This is a genomic window from Prevotella veroralis DSM 19559 = JCM 6290 (genome assembly GCF_000377625.1).
Taxonomy (GTDB): Bacteria; Bacteroidota; Bacteroidia; order Bacteroidales; family Bacteroidaceae; genus Prevotella; species Prevotella veroralis.
The window spans coordinates 44084-61008 of sequence record NZ_KB898327.1 but is presented as its reverse complement, the minus strand read 5'-3'; the positions used below and the strand labels follow the sequence as shown (position 1 = coordinate 61008).

Annotated in this window: 11 protein-coding genes; 1 reads left to right on the top strand and 10 read right to left on the bottom strand. The window is 42.3% G+C overall.

The window, feature by feature from the left end; genetic code table 11:
• Positions 1-42: 42 nt before the first annotated feature.
• From D464_RS0103915 to D464_RS0103870, 9 genes are all read right to left on the bottom strand, one after another.
• Entirely contained in the window at positions 43-2061 is a 2019-nt protein-coding gene (locus tag D464_RS0103915; RefSeq protein ID WP_018910234.1) for a transketolase family protein, read from the bottom strand.
• Positions 2062-2206: 145 nt separating this feature from the next.
• Positions 2207-2884 (bottom strand): NUDIX hydrolase, encoded by a 678-nt coding sequence (locus D464_RS0103910; RefSeq protein ID WP_018910233.1) that lies wholly within the window; start codon positions 2882-2884, stop codon positions 2207-2209.
• Positions 2885-3033: 149 nt separating this feature from the next.
• Complete coding sequence (gene galK, locus D464_RS0103905) at positions 3034-4194, bottom strand: galactokinase (RefSeq protein WP_018910232.1); 1161 nt, start codon at positions 4192-4194, stop codon at positions 3034-3036.
• A gap of 107 nt (positions 4195-4301) precedes the next feature.
• Positions 4302-5585, bottom strand: coding sequence for an MFS transporter (locus tag D464_RS0103900; protein ID WP_018910231.1), 1284 nt, complete (start codon positions 5583-5585; stop codon positions 4302-4304).
• A gap of 41 nt (positions 5586-5626) precedes the next feature.
• Positions 5627-6718 carry an aldose epimerase family protein gene (locus tag D464_RS0103895; RefSeq protein WP_018910230.1) on the bottom strand — a complete coding sequence of 364 codons (1092 nt, stop codon included), beginning with the start codon at positions 6716-6718 and terminating at the stop codon, positions 5627-5629.
• 410 nt (positions 6719-7128) lie between these two features.
• Positions 7129-8412, bottom strand: coding sequence for a bifunctional folylpolyglutamate synthase/dihydrofolate synthase (locus tag D464_RS0103885; RefSeq protein WP_018910229.1), 1284 nt, complete (start codon positions 8410-8412; stop codon positions 7129-7131).
• Positions 8413-8551: 139 nt separating this feature from the next.
• A complete protein-coding gene (gene dnaJ / locus D464_RS0103880; RefSeq protein WP_018910228.1) occupies positions 8552-9715 on the bottom strand; it encodes a molecular chaperone DnaJ in 1164 nt (387 codons plus the stop codon).
• 5 nt (positions 9716-9720) lie between these two features.
• On the bottom strand, positions 9721-10311 hold the full coding sequence (locus D464_RS0103875; RefSeq protein ID WP_018910227.1) for a nucleotide exchange factor GrpE: 591 nt from the start codon (positions 10309-10311) through the stop codon (positions 9721-9723).
• Positions 10312-10369: 58 nt separating this feature from the next.
• Positions 10370-11986, bottom strand: a complete 1617-nt coding sequence (locus tag D464_RS0103870) for an ABC-F family ATP-binding cassette domain-containing protein (RefSeq protein WP_018910226.1) — start codon at positions 11984-11986, stop codon at positions 10370-10372.
• A 209-nt stretch (positions 11987-12195) separates the two neighbouring features.
• On the opposite strand from D464_RS0103870, the gene D464_RS0103865 reads away from it, so the two are divergent.
• Positions 12196-13086 (top strand): RluA family pseudouridine synthase, encoded by an 891-nt coding sequence (locus D464_RS0103865; protein ID WP_018910225.1) that lies wholly within the window; start codon positions 12196-12198, stop codon positions 13084-13086.
• A gap of 769 nt (positions 13087-13855) precedes the next feature.
• On the opposite strand, the gene D464_RS0103855 is transcribed toward D464_RS0103865, so the two are convergent.
• A complete protein-coding gene (locus tag D464_RS0103855) occupies positions 13856-16915 on the bottom strand; it encodes a glycoside hydrolase family 2 TIM barrel-domain containing protein (protein ID WP_018910223.1) in 3060 nt (1019 codons plus the stop codon).
• Between the last annotated feature and the right edge of the window lie 10 nt (positions 16916-16925).

The window sequence follows — 16925 nt, the reverse complement described above, 5'->3', positions numbered from 1 at the left end:
TTGCGAACCAGCCTGTCTTGGGGGCAGGTGGTTCAAGTTAAACTATTGTGCTAGATATTCTTTGACTTGTTTGTATAGATTCTCTGGTGTGAAACCGAGTTTCTCATCAAGTACTTTATAGGGTGCTGAGAATCCAAAGCTATTGAGTCCGAAGACCTTACCATTCGTTCCAACGAGTCCTTCAAGGGTGACAGGTAAACCTGCTGTGAGACCGAATATCTTAGCATTTTTTGGTAAAATTTCTTCTTGATACTCTTTGCTTTGACGGCGGAAAAGTCCTTCTGAAGGAGCACTGACCACACGAACTTTTATGCCATCTTTGCGTAGTAATTCTGCTCCATCAACACAGGTAGATACTTCCGAACCACTTGCTGCGAGGATAACATCGTAGTCTTCGTCCGATCCTTTGACTATGTATGCACCCTTACGAGTTCCCTCATAATTAGTTCCTTCTGGTAAGCTCTTCACGTTCTGACGTGAGAAGATAAGTGCTGTAGGGGTATCCATATTCTCCATTGCCATCTGCCAACAAATGGTTGCTGCATTGCTATCTGCTGGACGAAGTACGCGTACAGAGTCTTGACCAGCATGGTTTTGTAGCTTTTCCATTAATCTGATCTGTGCCTCCTGCTCTACTGGCTCATGCGTAGGACCATCTTCACCAACGCGGAAAGCATCGTGACTCCATACGAATTTTACTGGTACTTGCATAAGTGCCGCCATACGAATAGCAGGCTTCATGTAGTCTGAGAATACAAAGAATGTACCCATTGCAGTGATAACACCGCCATGTAGCATCATACCGATACACATACATGCCATTGCTAGCTCACTAACGCCAGCTTGGAAGAAAGCACCACTGAAATCGCCACGAGTAAATGAATGTGTCTTTTTGAGGAAACCATCGGTCTTATCAGAATTACTGAGGTCGGCTGATGATACAATCATATTAGGCACTTGTTCTGCAAGTACACCGAGACAAGCTGCTGAACCATTACGTGTTGGAATATCACGTTTTTGAACTAAACCACTCCAATCTATTTTAGGAGCCTTACCTGAGAACCATTGTTGCATCTGCTCTGCCTTTGATGGATTCTGCTTCTTCCACGCATCCTCTGTAGCATGTCGCTCAGCAACAATCTGTCTTAGTTCAGCATTGCGATCATCGTATAGCTTCTGTACTTCTGGGAATATCTTGAATGGATCATTGAGGTCTCCACCAAGGTTCTTTATCGTGTTAGTATAAGCCTCGCCACCGAGTGGGGCACCATGAGTCTTTATGTTATGCTCGTAGCTACTGCCGTCAGCTTGCAAAGCACCTTTACCCATTACAGTTTTACCAATAATGAGGGTAGGGCGTTGCTCTTCCTTATTTGCGGCATTAAGAGCCGCACGGATAGCATCAGGATCATTACCATCAATCTTTAAGACGTTCCATCCCCATGCCTGATACCTCATAGCTGTATCTTCACACATAACTGCTCCGCACTCAGTTGAAAGCTGGATGTCATTAGCGTCATAAAACATGATGAGGTTATTAAGACCTAGGGTTCCTGCCAATCTTCCGACTTCACTACTGATGCCTTCTTGTACTCCGCCATCAGAGATGTAAGCATATATTTTGTGTTGCATCATAGTGTGACCAAGTCGAGCCTCAAGGAACTTCTCTGCTATAGCAGCACCTGCAGCATAGGCATGTCCTTGTCCTAATGGACCAGAAGAGTTCTCTATGCCGTGTGCTAAGTCACGCTCAGGGTGTCCTGGGGTGATAGATCCCCATTGACGGAATTGTTTGATGTCATCAATTGTGAACTTCCTTTGAAGTGTTAGCGCTGCATAGAGCATAGGAGACATGTGACCAGGATCGAGGTAAAAGCGATCGCGTCCAGTCCATTCTGGCTGATCTGGGTCATAAACGAGAAACTCGGAGAAAAGAACGTTGATAAAGTCGGCACCGCCCATAGCACCTCCTGGATGCCCAGACTTGGCTTTCTCTACCATTGACACTGCTAGAATTCTAATGTTGTCCGCTGCGCGGTTCATCAGTTCCTTGTCATTCATATAGATTGGATTTAAATTTGATAATGCAAATATAGAGATAAATGTGGAGACCTCAAAATATTAAACTTACATTTTTATAAAAATGTTTTCAGATGCAGCCAAAGGTCTTTTATGATCCTAAAAAGCCTTTGGCTGCATCACAATCTTATAACTTATAGACAGAACAATCCTTATATGCTTGCTTGTTAAAGCGGTACAAGATAGCTCCTCTTTTACTTGTAATCTTGTCAATAAGGTTTGTTTGTTCTATAAAGTCAACTTGTTTAATACGTTTCCGAAAGTTTCGTTTATCAATCTCTGCCCCTAAAATGGCTTCATGGACATTCTGTAATTGCGTCAAGGTAAATAATTTGGGCAATAGAGAAAAGCTGATAGGAGTATTATTGAGGAGTTTCCGTAACTGTTCCAAAGCTAGTTGCACCATCTTTTGGTGATCGCCATATAGATCTTCTAGATGGTCTAATTCAAGCCATTGCAGGTCATTTTTCTCCATGGCTTGATGGTCATAATCTGGTGCATTGATTAATGCACAATAAGCGATGGAGATAACTCGATCACCTGGATCACGGTCTATTTCACCAAAAGCACCTACTTGTCTCATGTAGGGATTCTTAATACCTGTGCATTGAAATAATACACGATTAGCAGCTTCTTTCAAACTCTCGTCTTCTCTTACAAAGCCTCCATACAGAGATAATCTGCCACTTTCTGGTTCCACTTTGCGCTTACCGACAAGTAGTCTCAGCTTCTTGTTCTCAAATCCCAGGACGATACAATCCACCGAGACTAATAGTTTTGGTTCTCCTTGGTAATATTCGTTCATGTTGTAGACATTTATAATAGAGATGTAAAATTACTATTTTTTATTATTATAATCACGTTTTTATCCGTTTATTTTGACTTTCGCAAAGGAAAAAGCCATAAGTCTTTATGAGCTTATGGCTTATACTTTTTCAATTATAACTATCAGACTTAACAAACCTTATGAGAGCCTTCACTGATGATTACAGGGTAGATCTCTGGTTTGTGTCCATATTTAGCATTGAACTTCTCGGTTACATTCTCAATGAATGCCTCGTACAAGTCGTCTTTTACGAGGTTAATAGTACAACCACCGAAACCGCCTCCCATAATACGAGAACCAGTAACACCATTCTCTTTAGCAACATCATTGAGATAATCAAGTTCCTCACAGCTAACCTCATACTCCTTGCTTAGACCATAGTGCGTCTCGTACATCTTCTGTCCAACTGTCTCATAGTCACCAGCAACAAGAGCATCGCAAACAGCAAGTACACGATCTTTCTCGCCCAGTACGAAATGTGCGCGCTGATAATCCTCAGCACTAACTTCTGCTTTTACAGCCTCTAGTTCTTCCCAATTAGCATCTCGCAATGTCTCGAACTTCTTATCAGGGAAGTGCTTACCAAGTGCTGCGACAACATTCTCACAACTCTTACGACGGTCGTTGTAAGGGCTTCCTGCCAACTCATGTTTAACCTTTGAGTTTACAAGAACCAACTTGTAACCTTGTGGATCAAATGGGAAGTACTCAAATTCACGACTCCTACAATCTAGGCGCATGAGCTTTCCTTCTTTGCCAAAGACGCTTGCAAATTGATCCATAATACCACAATTAACACCGATATATTTATGTTCTGTAGCCTGACCTGCCAATGCAATATCCCATTTAGAAACCTTGTTGTCTGCAAATAAATCATTCAGGGCACAGCCAAAACAACTTTCCATAGCAGCAGAAGAACTCATACCAGCACCGAGAGGAACATCACCAGCAAAGGCAATATTAAATCCTTTTACATCAACACCAAGTGCTTTAAACTCCTGAACCATACCATAGATGAATCGTGCCCATGTAGCGCGTGGACCTGCTGGATCGCCTACCTTAAATTCAACTCGGTCTTTCAAGTCGATAGAGTAACACATTACAGTATCTGTTCCGTTAGGTCTCACTTCTGCCATGATACCCTTATCTACGGCACCAGGGAATACGAAACCTCCATTATAATCTGTATGTTCACCAATGAGATTAATACGTCCTGGTGAGAAATAAATATTACCAGTCTTGCCGTCAAAATGTTTAATGAAACGGCTTCTTACAAATTCTATGTCCATGTTAGTTAGTATATTTTAAAATGATTGTTAGGGTTTTTATCTTACATTTATGTTCTAATAGCAGACAATTCAAAAGAAATTATCTGCTATTAAAAAGAGCTTTCTTGTCATGCTTTCTTTGCTGGGCGTGAGCCAATCAAAGCGAAGAAGAGGATATAAGCTAACATTGCAACGATTAGCCAATAGCTCTGAATATCACCAATCTTAGTTGCCATGAGATTCTGAATTAATGGCATAACACCACCACCGACAACCATGGTCATGAATAAACCAGAGGCTGTGGCAGTGTATTTCCCAAGTCCCTCTGTTGCGAGGTTGAATATTACGCCCCACATAACAGATGTACAAATACCACATAAGATGATGAACAATACCTTTGTTGGAACTTCTGCATGTATCAATGTGCTCTCGGCAAGGTTAGGTACTGTAAGGTTCATCTTGCTAGCTTCTGGTGTGAAGATTGCAATTAAAAGGAGGGCAATTGCCACTACTGATGTTACTGTTAACTGTGTGCGAGAAGAAACTTTACCGCTGATGAAAGCACTTACAAAGCGACCAACAAGCATCAATAACCAGTAGATACCAGCGATTAGTCCAGCAATAGCTGCACTACCGAGTACACCACCTTCAGATACTGGCTCACTCAGATAGAATAAGAGTTGTCCAGGGATACCCACCTCTACACCAACATAGAAGAAGATGGCAATGATACCTAAAACAAGCTGGCGATAAGCTAAAGCACCTTTGACTCCACCGATGACGTCCGACTTCTCTGTCTCAGGTTCAGTCAGTTGGGTGAACCAAACGATAACAAACGAAGCTGCAAAGATAACCAATGCAATGAGTAGCAATGGTGTTACAGCTTTCAAAGAAGTGTCTTTCGTGATCTCACCAATCATTGAACCTGCAAGCATAGGAGTTAATGTTGCTGCGAGAGAGTTCAATGATCCACCGGTTTGAATGAGCTGGTTACCACGGTTACCACCGCCTCCGAGCAGGTTAAGCATTGGATTGACAACAGTATTAAGAATACATACACAGAATCCGCAAATGAATGCTCCAAGTAAGTAAACGACGTATGTGCTGATAGCATTACCATCCATTGTACTTGAAACGTATTGTACCCCAATACCTACAAAGCCCAATGCTAAGGCAACAAGAGCTGTCTTCTTGTATCCATATTTAGTAATCATCATACCAGCAGGGATGCCCATGAATAGGTATGCAGCAAAGTTCATCATGTTGCCCATCATACCTGCCCAATCATAGTGTTGTTTCCAGATTGTGCCAAAAGGTGCCGCCATGTTGGTGACGAAAGAGATCATTGCGAACAGGAACATCATAGTGATGATTGCCACTAGAGTTCCTTTCTTCTTTGTTTGATTTTCCATTGTTTCTAGTTTATTTCTTTGTTTATTAGTTCATAAGATAGTTATTCCTCCACTCCAAACTTATAGATTGTCTTCTGCGTGTAATCCTTACATGGCTCCAAGATGACCGATGGAAAGTAAGGATGGTTAGGGCTATCTGGGAAGTGTTGAGCCTCGAAACAGATAGCGCTACGGCGTGGGAAAGTTGCTCCATGTTGTCCTTTGTATCCATCTGCCCAGTTATCTGTGTACACCTGAACGCCTGGTTCTGTTGTATAAACCTCCATTGTCCTACCGCTATGAGGCTCTTTGATTCGTGCAGCAAACGATAGTTCTCCCTCTTCCCTCTTATTCAGAACGAAGCAATGATCATAACCTGCTCCATTCTTAATCTGCTCGTTGTCAGTATCAATATCTCGTCCAACGGGTTTCATCTGACGGAAGTCAAAAGGCGTATCTGCTACCTTTCTTATCTCACCTGTTGGTATAGAAGTCTCGTCAATAGGCAAGTAGAAATCAGCATTAATTTGACATTCTAGGTCATTGATAGTGGGTGTTGGGTTAGCAATACCAGCCAGAGAGAAGAATCCATGACTAGTAAGGTTAATGATAGTCTTCTTATTTGACTTAGCGAGGTATTTGATAACTAGCTCGTTATCGTTTGTAAATGAATAGGCAACCCACACTTCAACCTCACCTGTGTAACCCTCTTCTCCATAAGAGGATGTGTATTTTAACACAACAGCGTGTTCGTTTACCTGTGTTGCATCCCACACTTTGGCATTGAATCCTTGTTTGCCTCCATGCAGAGAGTTAGGACCATTGTTAATGGCAAGTTTATATTCCTTGCCATTGAGTTGGAATCTTCCTTTTGCAATGCGATTGCCATATCGTCCAATAAGAGTTGATAGATAAGGTTCGGGAGAATTGATAACGTCTTGAATGTTATCATGCCCTTGAATGACATTGGATAGGTTTCCATTTCTGTCGGGAACCATTATTGCAACAATAGCACCACCATAGTTTGTGATTGCCACTTCGTTTCCTTTTGCATTCTTAAGGATATAGAGGTCTGTTTTCTTTCCATCAATAGTGGTCTGGAAGTCCTCTTTTTTCAGTCCACACACATATTGTGTCTCTGCGGTATTTACCATGACGTTTGTTTTTAGTTACTAATTCAATGAGTTGCAAAGTAAATAAAAATAAACGAAAGTCACAAACTTAACCTAAAGAAAAGACAATTACGATTGTGTTAAAAACAATTAATCACACATCTTCCGAATCATTACTTGTTCTGCTGTTGTAGCTTAATTTGCATAACTATAGTACGTTTTTCTTTTAATGAATAGGTGTCTTTTCTAATCAAGGAAGAGTTCGTTCTTATAGAATAGACAAATAGGTCAAAATGAAGAAACGCCCTTCTCCATTCAAGAAGGGCGTTTCTTCACAGCAAGGAAAGCCCCTCTTTGTATCAAGAAAGGCACTCCCTTAATTTTGAATGATGACTGTTGAATGATGACAGAGAACTTATCATAATTTTGAGTTATAAACTTCTAATTTTAAATTAGGTTCCTGATAGCAGATCAGCAACCACATAACTAGACCCACCAACAAATATGAAGTCATCTTTGTCGGCATCAGCAAGAGCTGCGCGATAGGCTTCCATTACTGTTGGATATTGTTTTCCTTGTAAGTTGTAAGCATCAGCTGTTTCGGAAACCTTATGTACAGGGAAGGCACGATGCGTACTTGGTTGTGTCCAGTAGTACACGGCATCATCGGGTAACATACCCATAACAGAGTGTAAGTCCTTATCATCCACCATACCAAAGACGATTCTTCTTTGTTTGCAAGGCGTATGCTTGATTTGTTGAGACAGATATTTCCATCCGCCAGCATTGTGTCCTGTGTCACAAATCACTAATGGTTGTTTTTGAATTGTCTGCCATCTACCCATGAACCCAGTCTTCTCACAAACGTTCGCAAAGCCTTTTTCTATACTTTCAGTATTCTTTATCACACCTTTATTATATAGGTGCATGGCTGCAGTAAGTACAGTATTGGCATTCTTCTCTTGATAGTTTCCTCCTAATTCACCCTCAATATGACCGAAGAAACGGGTTTCGTATGCACGTCCCCCACTTGGTAAAGCCTGCGAAGAGAGTACTGCTGGGATGTCTTCAGCGAATACAATCAATGAATCCATCGTCTGTGCCTTAGCCAGAAAGACCTTTTGCGTCTCGGGCACAGCCTCTCCGATGATTACTGGTACACCTTGTTTTATGATCCCCGCCTTCTCTGCTGCAATCTCACCAAGGGTATTTCCGAGGAATTGAGTATGGTCAAGAGATATGTTCGTAATGATAGAAAGGATAGGAGTTATAATGTTCGTGCAATCCAACCTGCCACCTAATCCCACTTCAATAATTGCTATATCGACCTTTTGGTCAGCAAAGTGTTTGAAGGCCATAGCAGTTGTTAGTTCGAAGAAAGAGGGATGTAATGGTTCAAAGAAACTGCGTTCTTGCTCAACAAAATCGATTACCTCTTGTTCAGAAATCATCTTTCCATTTACTTTGATACGCTCCCGGAAGTCAATAAGATGCGGACTTGTGTAAAGTCCAACCTTATATCCTTCAGCCTGTAAGATGGCTGCTAAGGTGTGAGAACACGAACCCTTACCATTCGTTCCAGCGATGTGAATGGTGAGAAAGTGGGTGTGTGGATGACCAAAGTGCTCGTCTAGAGTGCGTGTCGTTTCTAATCCCTCTTTGTATGCGGAAGCACCAATATGCTCAAAAACAGGGGTGCTATTGAATAGATATTCTACTGTTTCTTGGTAAGTCATGTAGTGTGTTATGTTTGTAATCTTGGGTGTTTGACAATGGATATAATAACATTTAGTCCCATTAGCCGTTACAGTCTAATGGGACTAATACCATTCATCTTACAATCAGCTAGTCGACTTGTAGAATGAATCTAAGGCGTTAATTAAACAATTTCTTGAAGTTTTCAAAGATAGAACGCTTCGTATTCTTATCACCACGGAAGTTCTCGCTGTCACGCAATTCCTCGATGGCTTTCTTCTCAGACTTCGTTAGCTCCTTTGGAACATAGATACTGATATGTACGACAAGATCGCCAATTCCAGTGCCATAACCCTGTACGGCAGGTAGTCCCTTGCCCCTTAGTCGAAGTGTCTTACCCGGTTGTGTGCCTGGTTCAATCTTAATCTTTACGTTGCTTCCATCGATAGTTGGAATCTCAACTTGACCTCCGAGGACAGCCGTTGGGAAGTCGAGTAGGAGGTTATAGATAACATTTTGTCCGTCACGAACGAATGTATCGTTAGGTTCCTCTTCGATATACACTTGTATATTACCCGTCACTCCGTTGTGCTTCCCAGCATTTCCTTTGCCAGGAACGTTGACCACCATACCTTCAGCAACACCTGCTGGGATATTGATTTCGACAACTTCTTCACCTTTAACGACACCTTCACCTTGACAATGAGTACACTTGTTCTTGATGATCGTACCCTCTCCACCACATACGTGACAGGCTGTTTGAGTCTGAATCATACCAAACATACTTTGTTGAGTACGTATTTCTACACCAGAACCATGACAGTTTGGACAAGTCTCTGTGCCACTTCCACCTTCTGCACCTGTACCATGACAATGCTCACAGGTGACATCTTTGCGCACTTTAAACTTCTTGGTAACACCTGTAGCGACCTCTTGTAAGGATAAGCGAACTTTCAGTCGGAGGTCAGAACCACGATATTTAGGTGCCTGTTGACCACCGCCACCAAATCCGCCAAAGCCTCCGCCGTGACCACCGAATACATCTCCAAACATGGAGAAGATATCATCCATAGAGAATCCACCCGCTCCACCGAATGGGTTGCCACCACCGAATCCACCGCCTGGAGCATCAAATCCGAATTGATCATACTGCTGGCGTTTCTGCGGATCATGCAATACATCGTATGCTTCCGCAGCCTCTTTGAACTTGGCTTCCGCCTCGGCATCACCTGGATTGCGGTCAGGGTGATACTTAATAGCTAGTTTCCTGTAAGCCTTCTTAATCTCATCTACAGAAGCACTCCTGCTTACTTCGAGTACTTCATAGTAATCTCTTTTAGCCATCTTGTTTATTGTCCTACTGCAACCTTAGCGTGTCGGATAACCTTATCGTTCAATGTATATCCTGTTTGAACGCAGTCTATTACCTTTCCTTTCATGGCATCTCCCATACCAGGAACCATGGCAATAGCTTCGTGGTAATCAACATCAAAGTCCGTATCGTTCGTTTCAATCTTCTTTACTCCCAGTGTCTCCAGTGTCTTGAGGAACTTTTTGAAGATGAGTTCAAAGCCCTCTTTGATGGCTACTGGGTCTTCTGTCTTGTCAGAAAGAGCACGTTCAAAGTCGTCTAAAATAGGTAGGATAGAGGAGATAGTCTTCTCACTTCCATTTAAGATTAGCTCTGACTTCTCTTTTAAGGTACGCTTCTTATAGTTGTCAAACTCGGCTACTAAACGAATATACTTGTCCTTCCATGCTTCAGCCTCACTCTGTGCAGCTGCTATAGGATCAGTCTTTTCTTCTGAAGAAGATTCCTCTGAAGATTCCGTTTCATTGTTATCTTCAGTTTGTGTATTCTCTTCGTTCATAGTAGACTCATCATAGTTCTTTTCCAACTCTTCGCCTTCTATGTTTATTTTCTTTTCTTTCTTGCTCATATTAAAGTACTATTAATCGTGGTAGACACCTACAAATTGTATGCCATGTTGGATACCTTTAGTACATACCAGCCCTCTGTTCCTTGATTTGCTCATCATGGATATAGTCGTCGTAAGTGGTTAACTTATCGATAGTACCACTTGGTGTCAACTCGATGATACGATCAGCAACAGTGTTGATGAACTCGTGGTCATGTGAACTAAACAAAATATTACCCTTGAAACTAACCAAGTTATTGTTGAATGCTTGGATACTTTCGAGGTCAAGGTGGTTCGTTGGCGTATCAAGGATGAGGCAGTTTGCATTCTGTAATTGCATACGGGCAATCATACAACGCATCTTTTCTCCACCCGAGAGGACGTTTACCTTCTTCTCAACCTCTTCTTGTTTGAACAACATTCTACCTAAGAATCCCTTCATAGCGACTTCATTACCTGGACCGTACTGAGATAGCCAGTCGACCAGATTTAGGTCACAATTGAAGAACTCAGTATTGTCTAGTGGGAGATAAGCTGTTGTAATAGTAACACCCCAGTTGTACGTTCCTTCGTCTGCTTTTCGATTACCATTAATAATCTCAAAGAGGGCTGTCATTGCTTTTGGATTGCGTGACAAGAATACGACCTTCTGCCCCTTTTCTATGTTGAAGTTTACGTGATCGAACAATACAGTGCCATCTGGATCAACTGCTTTAAGGTCTTGTACCTCTAGAATCTGGTTACCCGGTTCACGTTCCATACTGAATATAATGCCTGGATACTTACGACTTGAAGGGCGGATCTCTTCAACGTTTAGACGTTCCAACATCTTCTTTCGAGATGTAGTTTGCTTACTCTTTGCAACGTTAGCAGAGAACCGGCGGATAAATTCCTCAAGTTGTTTCTTCTTCTCTTCAGCCTTCATTTTCTGGTTCTGAGCTTGTCTCAACGCAAGTTGTGAGCTTTCATACCAGAACGAATAGTTACCAGCAAAGACTGTAACTTTGCCGAAGTCGATATCAATCGTTTGTGTACTAACGGTATCCAAGAAGTGACGGTCGTGTGAAACAACTAACACTGTCTGATGCTCGTCAATCTCACTTAGATAGTCCTCAAGCCATTCCACGGTATCAAGGTCAAGGTCATTAGTAGGCTCATCAAGTAGTAAGTTCTCTGGCTTACCAAACAATGCTTTCGCCAACATAACGCGCACCTTCTCTGTATTTGATAGCTCCGACATCTGCTTCTCATGTAGATCCTCTTTAATACCGAGGTTCTGAAGAAGTTGTGCGGCATTGCTTTCTGCCTCCCAGCCATTCATCTCTGCGAACTTTAACTCTAGGTCGGCAGCGCGGTTACCATCCTCTTCTGTCATCTCAGGCTTGGCATATAGCGCCTCACGCTCCTTCATATTCTGCCAAAGACTATCGTGTCCCATGAGGACAGTATCCATCACTTTGTACTCGTCATATTTAAAGTGATCCTGCTCCAATACCGACAATCTCTCGCCTGGACCAAGCTCGATAGTTCCCTTGTTAGGCTCTAAATCGCCTGATATCGCACGAAGTAATGTAGACTTACCTGCGCCATTAGCACCGATAACTCCATATATATTACCTGGTGTAAACTTTAGATTAACGTCTTTGTAGAGAACTCTCTTGCCGAATTGGATAGCAAGGTTTGAAAGTGTAATCATCTTTTTCTAATACCTTAATTGTATGATAATTTGGCTGCAAAGGTACTACTTTTATTCCATTTCCCCAAATCTCTTGCTTTCTTCTAAGGTGTTGGAAGAAGCATTGGGAATATGGTATAAGACCAGATATAACTGTATCTCGCATGGAAGCTAATTTCTTCTACTGATTTAATAGATGTATCACTTATTCTTCGTACATTTGCACCCTGATGATAAGAAAGAACCCATATACACAAGAGAAGTATAAGCATTATAAGGTAAGAGATAATGCTCCATTGCTGGAATGGCTGTTAGCTAATCTCAGCGAGAGTAAGAGTAAGGTGAAAGCAACGTTGCAGAACCGAGGTATAAAGGTTAACAGCAAGTGCGTAACGCAGTTTGATTATCCGCTAAGAGCTGGTGACAAGGTTTCAGTAAGTACGAGTAAGAAGAACGATCTGTTCCGTAGTCGTTACGTGAAGATAGTCTATGAGGATCGCTTCTTAGTTGTGATTGAGAAGAACATAGGTATCCTCTCAATGGCTGCTGGTCACTCTGCTCTAAATGTGAAAGCCGTGTTGGACGATTATTTCCACAAGTCTCGACAGAAGTGCGCAGCACATGTTGTGCATCGTTTAGACCGTGACACATCGGGCTTAATGATATATGCTAAGGATATGCAGACCGAACAGCTCTTGGAGAGAGATTGGCATAATATTGTCTATGACCGCCGCTATGTGGCTGTTGTCAGTGGTGAGATGGAGAACGATGAGGGGACGATTGCCAACTGGTTGAAGGATAATAAGGCTTATGTTACCTATAGTTCTCCAGTGGATAATGGCGGTAAGTATGCCGTTACTCACTTTCATGTGTTAGATAGAACAGTGCGTCATAGTCTTGTTGAATATCGTTTGGAAACAGGAAGGAAGAACCAGATACGTGTGCATTCAGCCGATATGGGGCATCCAGTCTGCGGCGATGTCAAGTATGGCAATGGTGATGATCCTTTGCACCGACTATGTTTGCATGCTTATGTTCTTTGTTTCTACCATCCTATGACACATCAGCGCATGGAGTTTGAGACACCTATCCCGATGAATTTCAGGCATTTGTTTAAGTAGGAATCTATGATGTTGTAAGATGGAACAATTCGAACAGTTTTTAGGCTTGTTATTGGCTTTAGTCGTTGGTGTAATATTGATTAAGAAGATAACAAGTTGTCTTTTCCGATTAACAATAACCCTTGTTTTATTAGGAATCGTGGCTTGGTTCCTATTGAATTACACGAACGTTTTTAATTGAGCTTACTATCGGAAGCTAACGACCTGTTGGTTGTCTGTGTTTCAGATGGTTATAAAGCCGTATATAAGAGAGCCTTTCCTCACATCAAGGAGAGGCTCTTTTCATATCAAGGAAACGCCCTCCTCAAATGGAGTAATGCACCTGCTCCTTTACAAAAGGTTCTATCATAGAGGTCGAATTGTTATATCCTACCTGACTTCCTTTAGGCATCCTTATCATTCGATAGGCTGGGTAGGACTTTAGTTATCCTTTCATAACAATGTTGGACACGTTAGTCCAATTCGCTGGACACGTTTGTCCAATTTGTTGGACAGGTTAGTCCAATTCAATAGGTCTTATATACAAACAGTCATCAGAGTATTATTAGTCCGATAGGAGACTAATAAGAGAGAGCGAATAGATACTATTGTTCGTCTGTCCTTACGTATCTTAGTAATCCATTCCGGTATATTCTCTCTTTTTAAAAGAGGGCTTAGTAAAGTCGTTCGTAAGGAATGTTAGGGGACTGAAAAGCCCTATTCTTTTCCTCCGAATCACGGCAAGAGGAAAGGAATAGGGCGATTGTTAATGTCGTTCTAATCGTCTACACTATTTGGCGAAAGGATAGAGAACGAAGCTGAAGGTTGTTCGCTTAACTGGAACACGATATTGCTCGGCAACACCAGGACCACAAGTTGCAGTACCAACACCGCTTTGCAGTGCATCTAAGTGTACTGTTACCTTACCATCGCGATAGAGTTGGTTGATGTGAGTAGCACGATCGACAACACTATCAGAGAATGGTATTACAGAGAACTGGAAGGGTTGCTGCGCTGCAACCATCAGTTGGTTCTTTGTGTCAGAGAACTTCACCCATCGTACATCAGTGCGATTGCCCGTTGCTTGTGGTTTCACATAATAATGGAACATAGCCTCTGCTGTGGTGTTATAATGCCCAATCAATCCTGTTTGTTTGCGGTCGCTGTAAGTCTCAACATCACCACGACCAACGTATTCAACCTTTCCAAAGTCGTCATTCATGCGGAAGGTAAGTCCAATGCGAGCAAGCGATTTGATGATTGCAGTGTCTGGGTTGAAGGTTACTGATACTGCCAATGCACCATTCTTTTGTGGTTGATAAGTGAAGAGAGCTGTTCCAATGACGTTACCCTTCTTACCGATAATCTCGGTCTCTGCACTCGTTACGTCCTTTTTATGCGTAATCTTCGTTACCTTCTGCGTGATAGAATCAAGTCCAGCCTCACGCCAGAGTCTAAGTCCGAATTGGTCACGTCCATCGTTATCGGTTGCCGGACGATAAAGACTAAGGCAGAGTGGGGTAGCAAGATATTCCTTGTTACCATTCTTCAAAGAGGTTAACTCGCCTGTTTTCTCATCCACCTTATAACTTGTGCGTTGCTTCTCACGAGGGAGATAGGTGGTGCAGTTCGCTGCTTGTTTCAGTGTGAACTGATCGTAAGCAACAACATCATTCTTGGTGATAACCAATCCGTCATTGACAGGTTGCCATGCGAGATCAAGGAAGGCTTCAGTTGTTGCCTTCAAGTTAGCAGCAGGGAAGGTGATAGTTGTTGTTTCATGAGGAGCGCAATCCACGTTCTTTGTTCCCTTAGAGAGCACCTTTCCGTTCTCATCAACAATCTGCCAGTTAAGCTGGTAAGCATTGAGATTGGTGAAGTCAAACCAGTTCTTTACCTTAATCGTTATTTCTTTATCGTTTGATACAAGCTCTGATTTAATGTTCTGGTAAATCTTCTTCACCTCTGCAAGATGTGGGTGAGGCGTGCGATCGGCAGCTATCAAACCATTCGTACAGAAGTTTCCGAAGCTAGGAACATCCTTTGGTCCATAATCACCACCATAGCTCCAATACCAGTTACCATTCTTATCTATCTCACGGAACGACTGATCAACCCAGTCCCAGATGTTTCCACCTTGCAAGATAGGTTCTTTCTCAATCAAGTCCCAGTAGTCCTTCATGCCACCACAACTATTACCCATAGCGTGAAGATACTCGCACATGATGTAAGGGCGAGTTGTGTCAGTGCGCTTTGCGTATGCCTTCATGTGATCGAGTGAACGATACATTGGGCAATAGATGTCCGTGTTGAAGTTTTCTTCCGCACGCTCGTATTGTATCAAGCGAGTCTTATCTGCATTCTTAAGCCAGCGATATGTGTGCTCGAAGTTAGTGCCATTACCAGCCTCATTACCTAATGACCAGATGATGATACTTGGGTGGTTTTTAGAACGCTCATACATCCGGCGGGTTCTATCCATGTGTGCCTTGAGCCATGTACTATCCTTTGCTAATGACTCTTTGCCATATCCCATACCATGTGACTCGATGTTTGCTTCATCGATAACGTACAATCCGTATTTGTCACAAAGCTGATACCAATAAGGGTCGTTGACGTAATGAGAGCAACGAGTAAAGTTGATGTTGTTCTGTTTCATCATACGGATATCCTGCTCCATAAGCTCCTTGCTGACGGTGCGACCACGTTCTGAATGTTCGTGACGATTGACTCCCTTGACGAGAATAGGTGTGCCGTTGACGCAGAGTTGCTTGTTTTTTATCTCGATAGTCCTAAATCCTATCTTGCTACCAGTTTGCTCTGTTACATTACCATCTTTATCCTTTAAGGTGATAAGTAACGTGTAGAGATTAGGGTGCTCAGCACTCCATGCAGCTACATTCTGTACATTCTTTGTGGTGAAGGTAACGATGGCATCGGCATCTTTCGGGTTTACAGTCTTATCTTCGGAGAGCACTTTGTTGCCTTTATCATCCGTTAAGGTGTAATTGACAGAAGCAGCTCCTGTTCCTTTAATATTGGTCGTTAGACTGAAAGTACCATTGTAGCTACCATCCGTCTGTTTGTCAACAGAAGCAGTTGTGTTGTAGTCTGCAATGTATTGCGTGGGTGTGGAGTAGAGATATACATCCTGTTCAATACCACTCATACGCCAATAGTCTTGGCATTCAAGGTAGGAACCAGAGCTCCAACGATAAACCTCCATCGCAATTACATTATCTCCCTTGTCATTAAGGTACTTGGTTATATCCCATTCTGAAGGCATCTTCGCACCCATGTTGTAACCAACATATTGTCCATTGATCCATAGGTAGAAGAATGATTTAACGCCTTCGCAACATAGAACGACACGGCGTCCCTTCCATGCTGCTGGTATAGTGAATGTACGACGATAATCGCCTACTTCATTCTCTGCAGATGGTACATAAGGAGGGTTCTTCTTAAAGTTGAAGAGCTTATCATCAAATTCGTATGTCTCATTGACATATATTGGTAATCCGTAACCTTGGCGTTCCCAGTTGCCTGGAACATTGATGTCATTCCAACCCTGTACGGCAAAGTCAGGTTGATAAAAGTTCTTTGGGCGTAGCTCGGGGTTTCTATTCCAATGGAACTTCCACTTTCCGTTGAGCGACATATAGTAGGTGGAATGTTCGTAACCACCAGGTTGCTGCAATGCTGCAACAGATGAGTAAGGTATCACATAAGCGTGTGGTTCTAACTTGTTCAGTCCTGTGCTGTATTGACTTTGCCACTCAGGAGCGGTAGTCTGAGCCAATGAGGATAGAGGAAGTAATATGCCACAAAGAATGCTGAATATTTTTCTCATGTCAATATCT

What these genes read in the sequence shown, in the direction of transcription:
- D464_RS0103915 (WP_018910234.1), bottom strand. Translation starts at nt 2,061, where the DNA reads ATGAATGACAAGGAACTGATGAACCGCGCAGCGGACAACATTAGAATT.
- D464_RS0103910 (WP_018910233.1), bottom strand. Translation starts at nt 2,884, where the DNA reads ATGAACGAATATTACCAAGGAGAACCAAAACTATTAGTCTCGGTGGAT.
- galK (WP_018910232.1), bottom strand. Translation starts at nt 4,194, where the DNA reads ATGGACATAGAATTTGTAAGAAGCCGTTTCATTAAACATTTTGACGGC.
- D464_RS0103900 (WP_018910231.1), bottom strand. Translation starts at nt 5,585, where the DNA reads ATGGAAAATCAAACAAAGAAGAAAGGAACTCTAGTGGCAATCATCACT.
- D464_RS0103895 (WP_018910230.1), bottom strand. Translation starts at nt 6,718, where the DNA reads ATGGTAAATACCGCAGAGACACAATATGTGTGTGGACTGAAAAAAGAG.
- D464_RS0103885 (WP_018910229.1), bottom strand. Translation starts at nt 8,412, where the DNA reads ATGACTTACCAAGAAACAGTAGAATATCTATTCAATAGCACCCCTGTT.
- dnaJ (WP_018910228.1), bottom strand. Translation starts at nt 9,715, where the DNA reads ATGGCTAAAAGAGATTACTATGAAGTACTCGAAGTAAGCAGGAGTGCT.
- D464_RS0103875 (WP_018910227.1), bottom strand. Translation starts at nt 10,311, where the DNA reads ATGAGCAAGAAAGAAAAGAAAATAAACATAGAAGGCGAAGAGTTGGAA.
- D464_RS0103870 (WP_018910226.1), bottom strand. Translation starts at nt 11,986, where the DNA reads ATGATTACACTTTCAAACCTTGCTATCCAATTCGGCAAGAGAGTTCTC.
- D464_RS0103865 (WP_018910225.1), top strand. Translation starts at nt 12,196, where the DNA reads ATGATAAGAAAGAACCCATATACACAAGAGAAGTATAAGCATTATAAG.
- D464_RS0103855 (WP_018910223.1), bottom strand. Translation starts at nt 16,915, where the DNA reads ATGAGAAAAATATTCAGCATTCTTTGTGGCATATTACTTCCTCTATCC.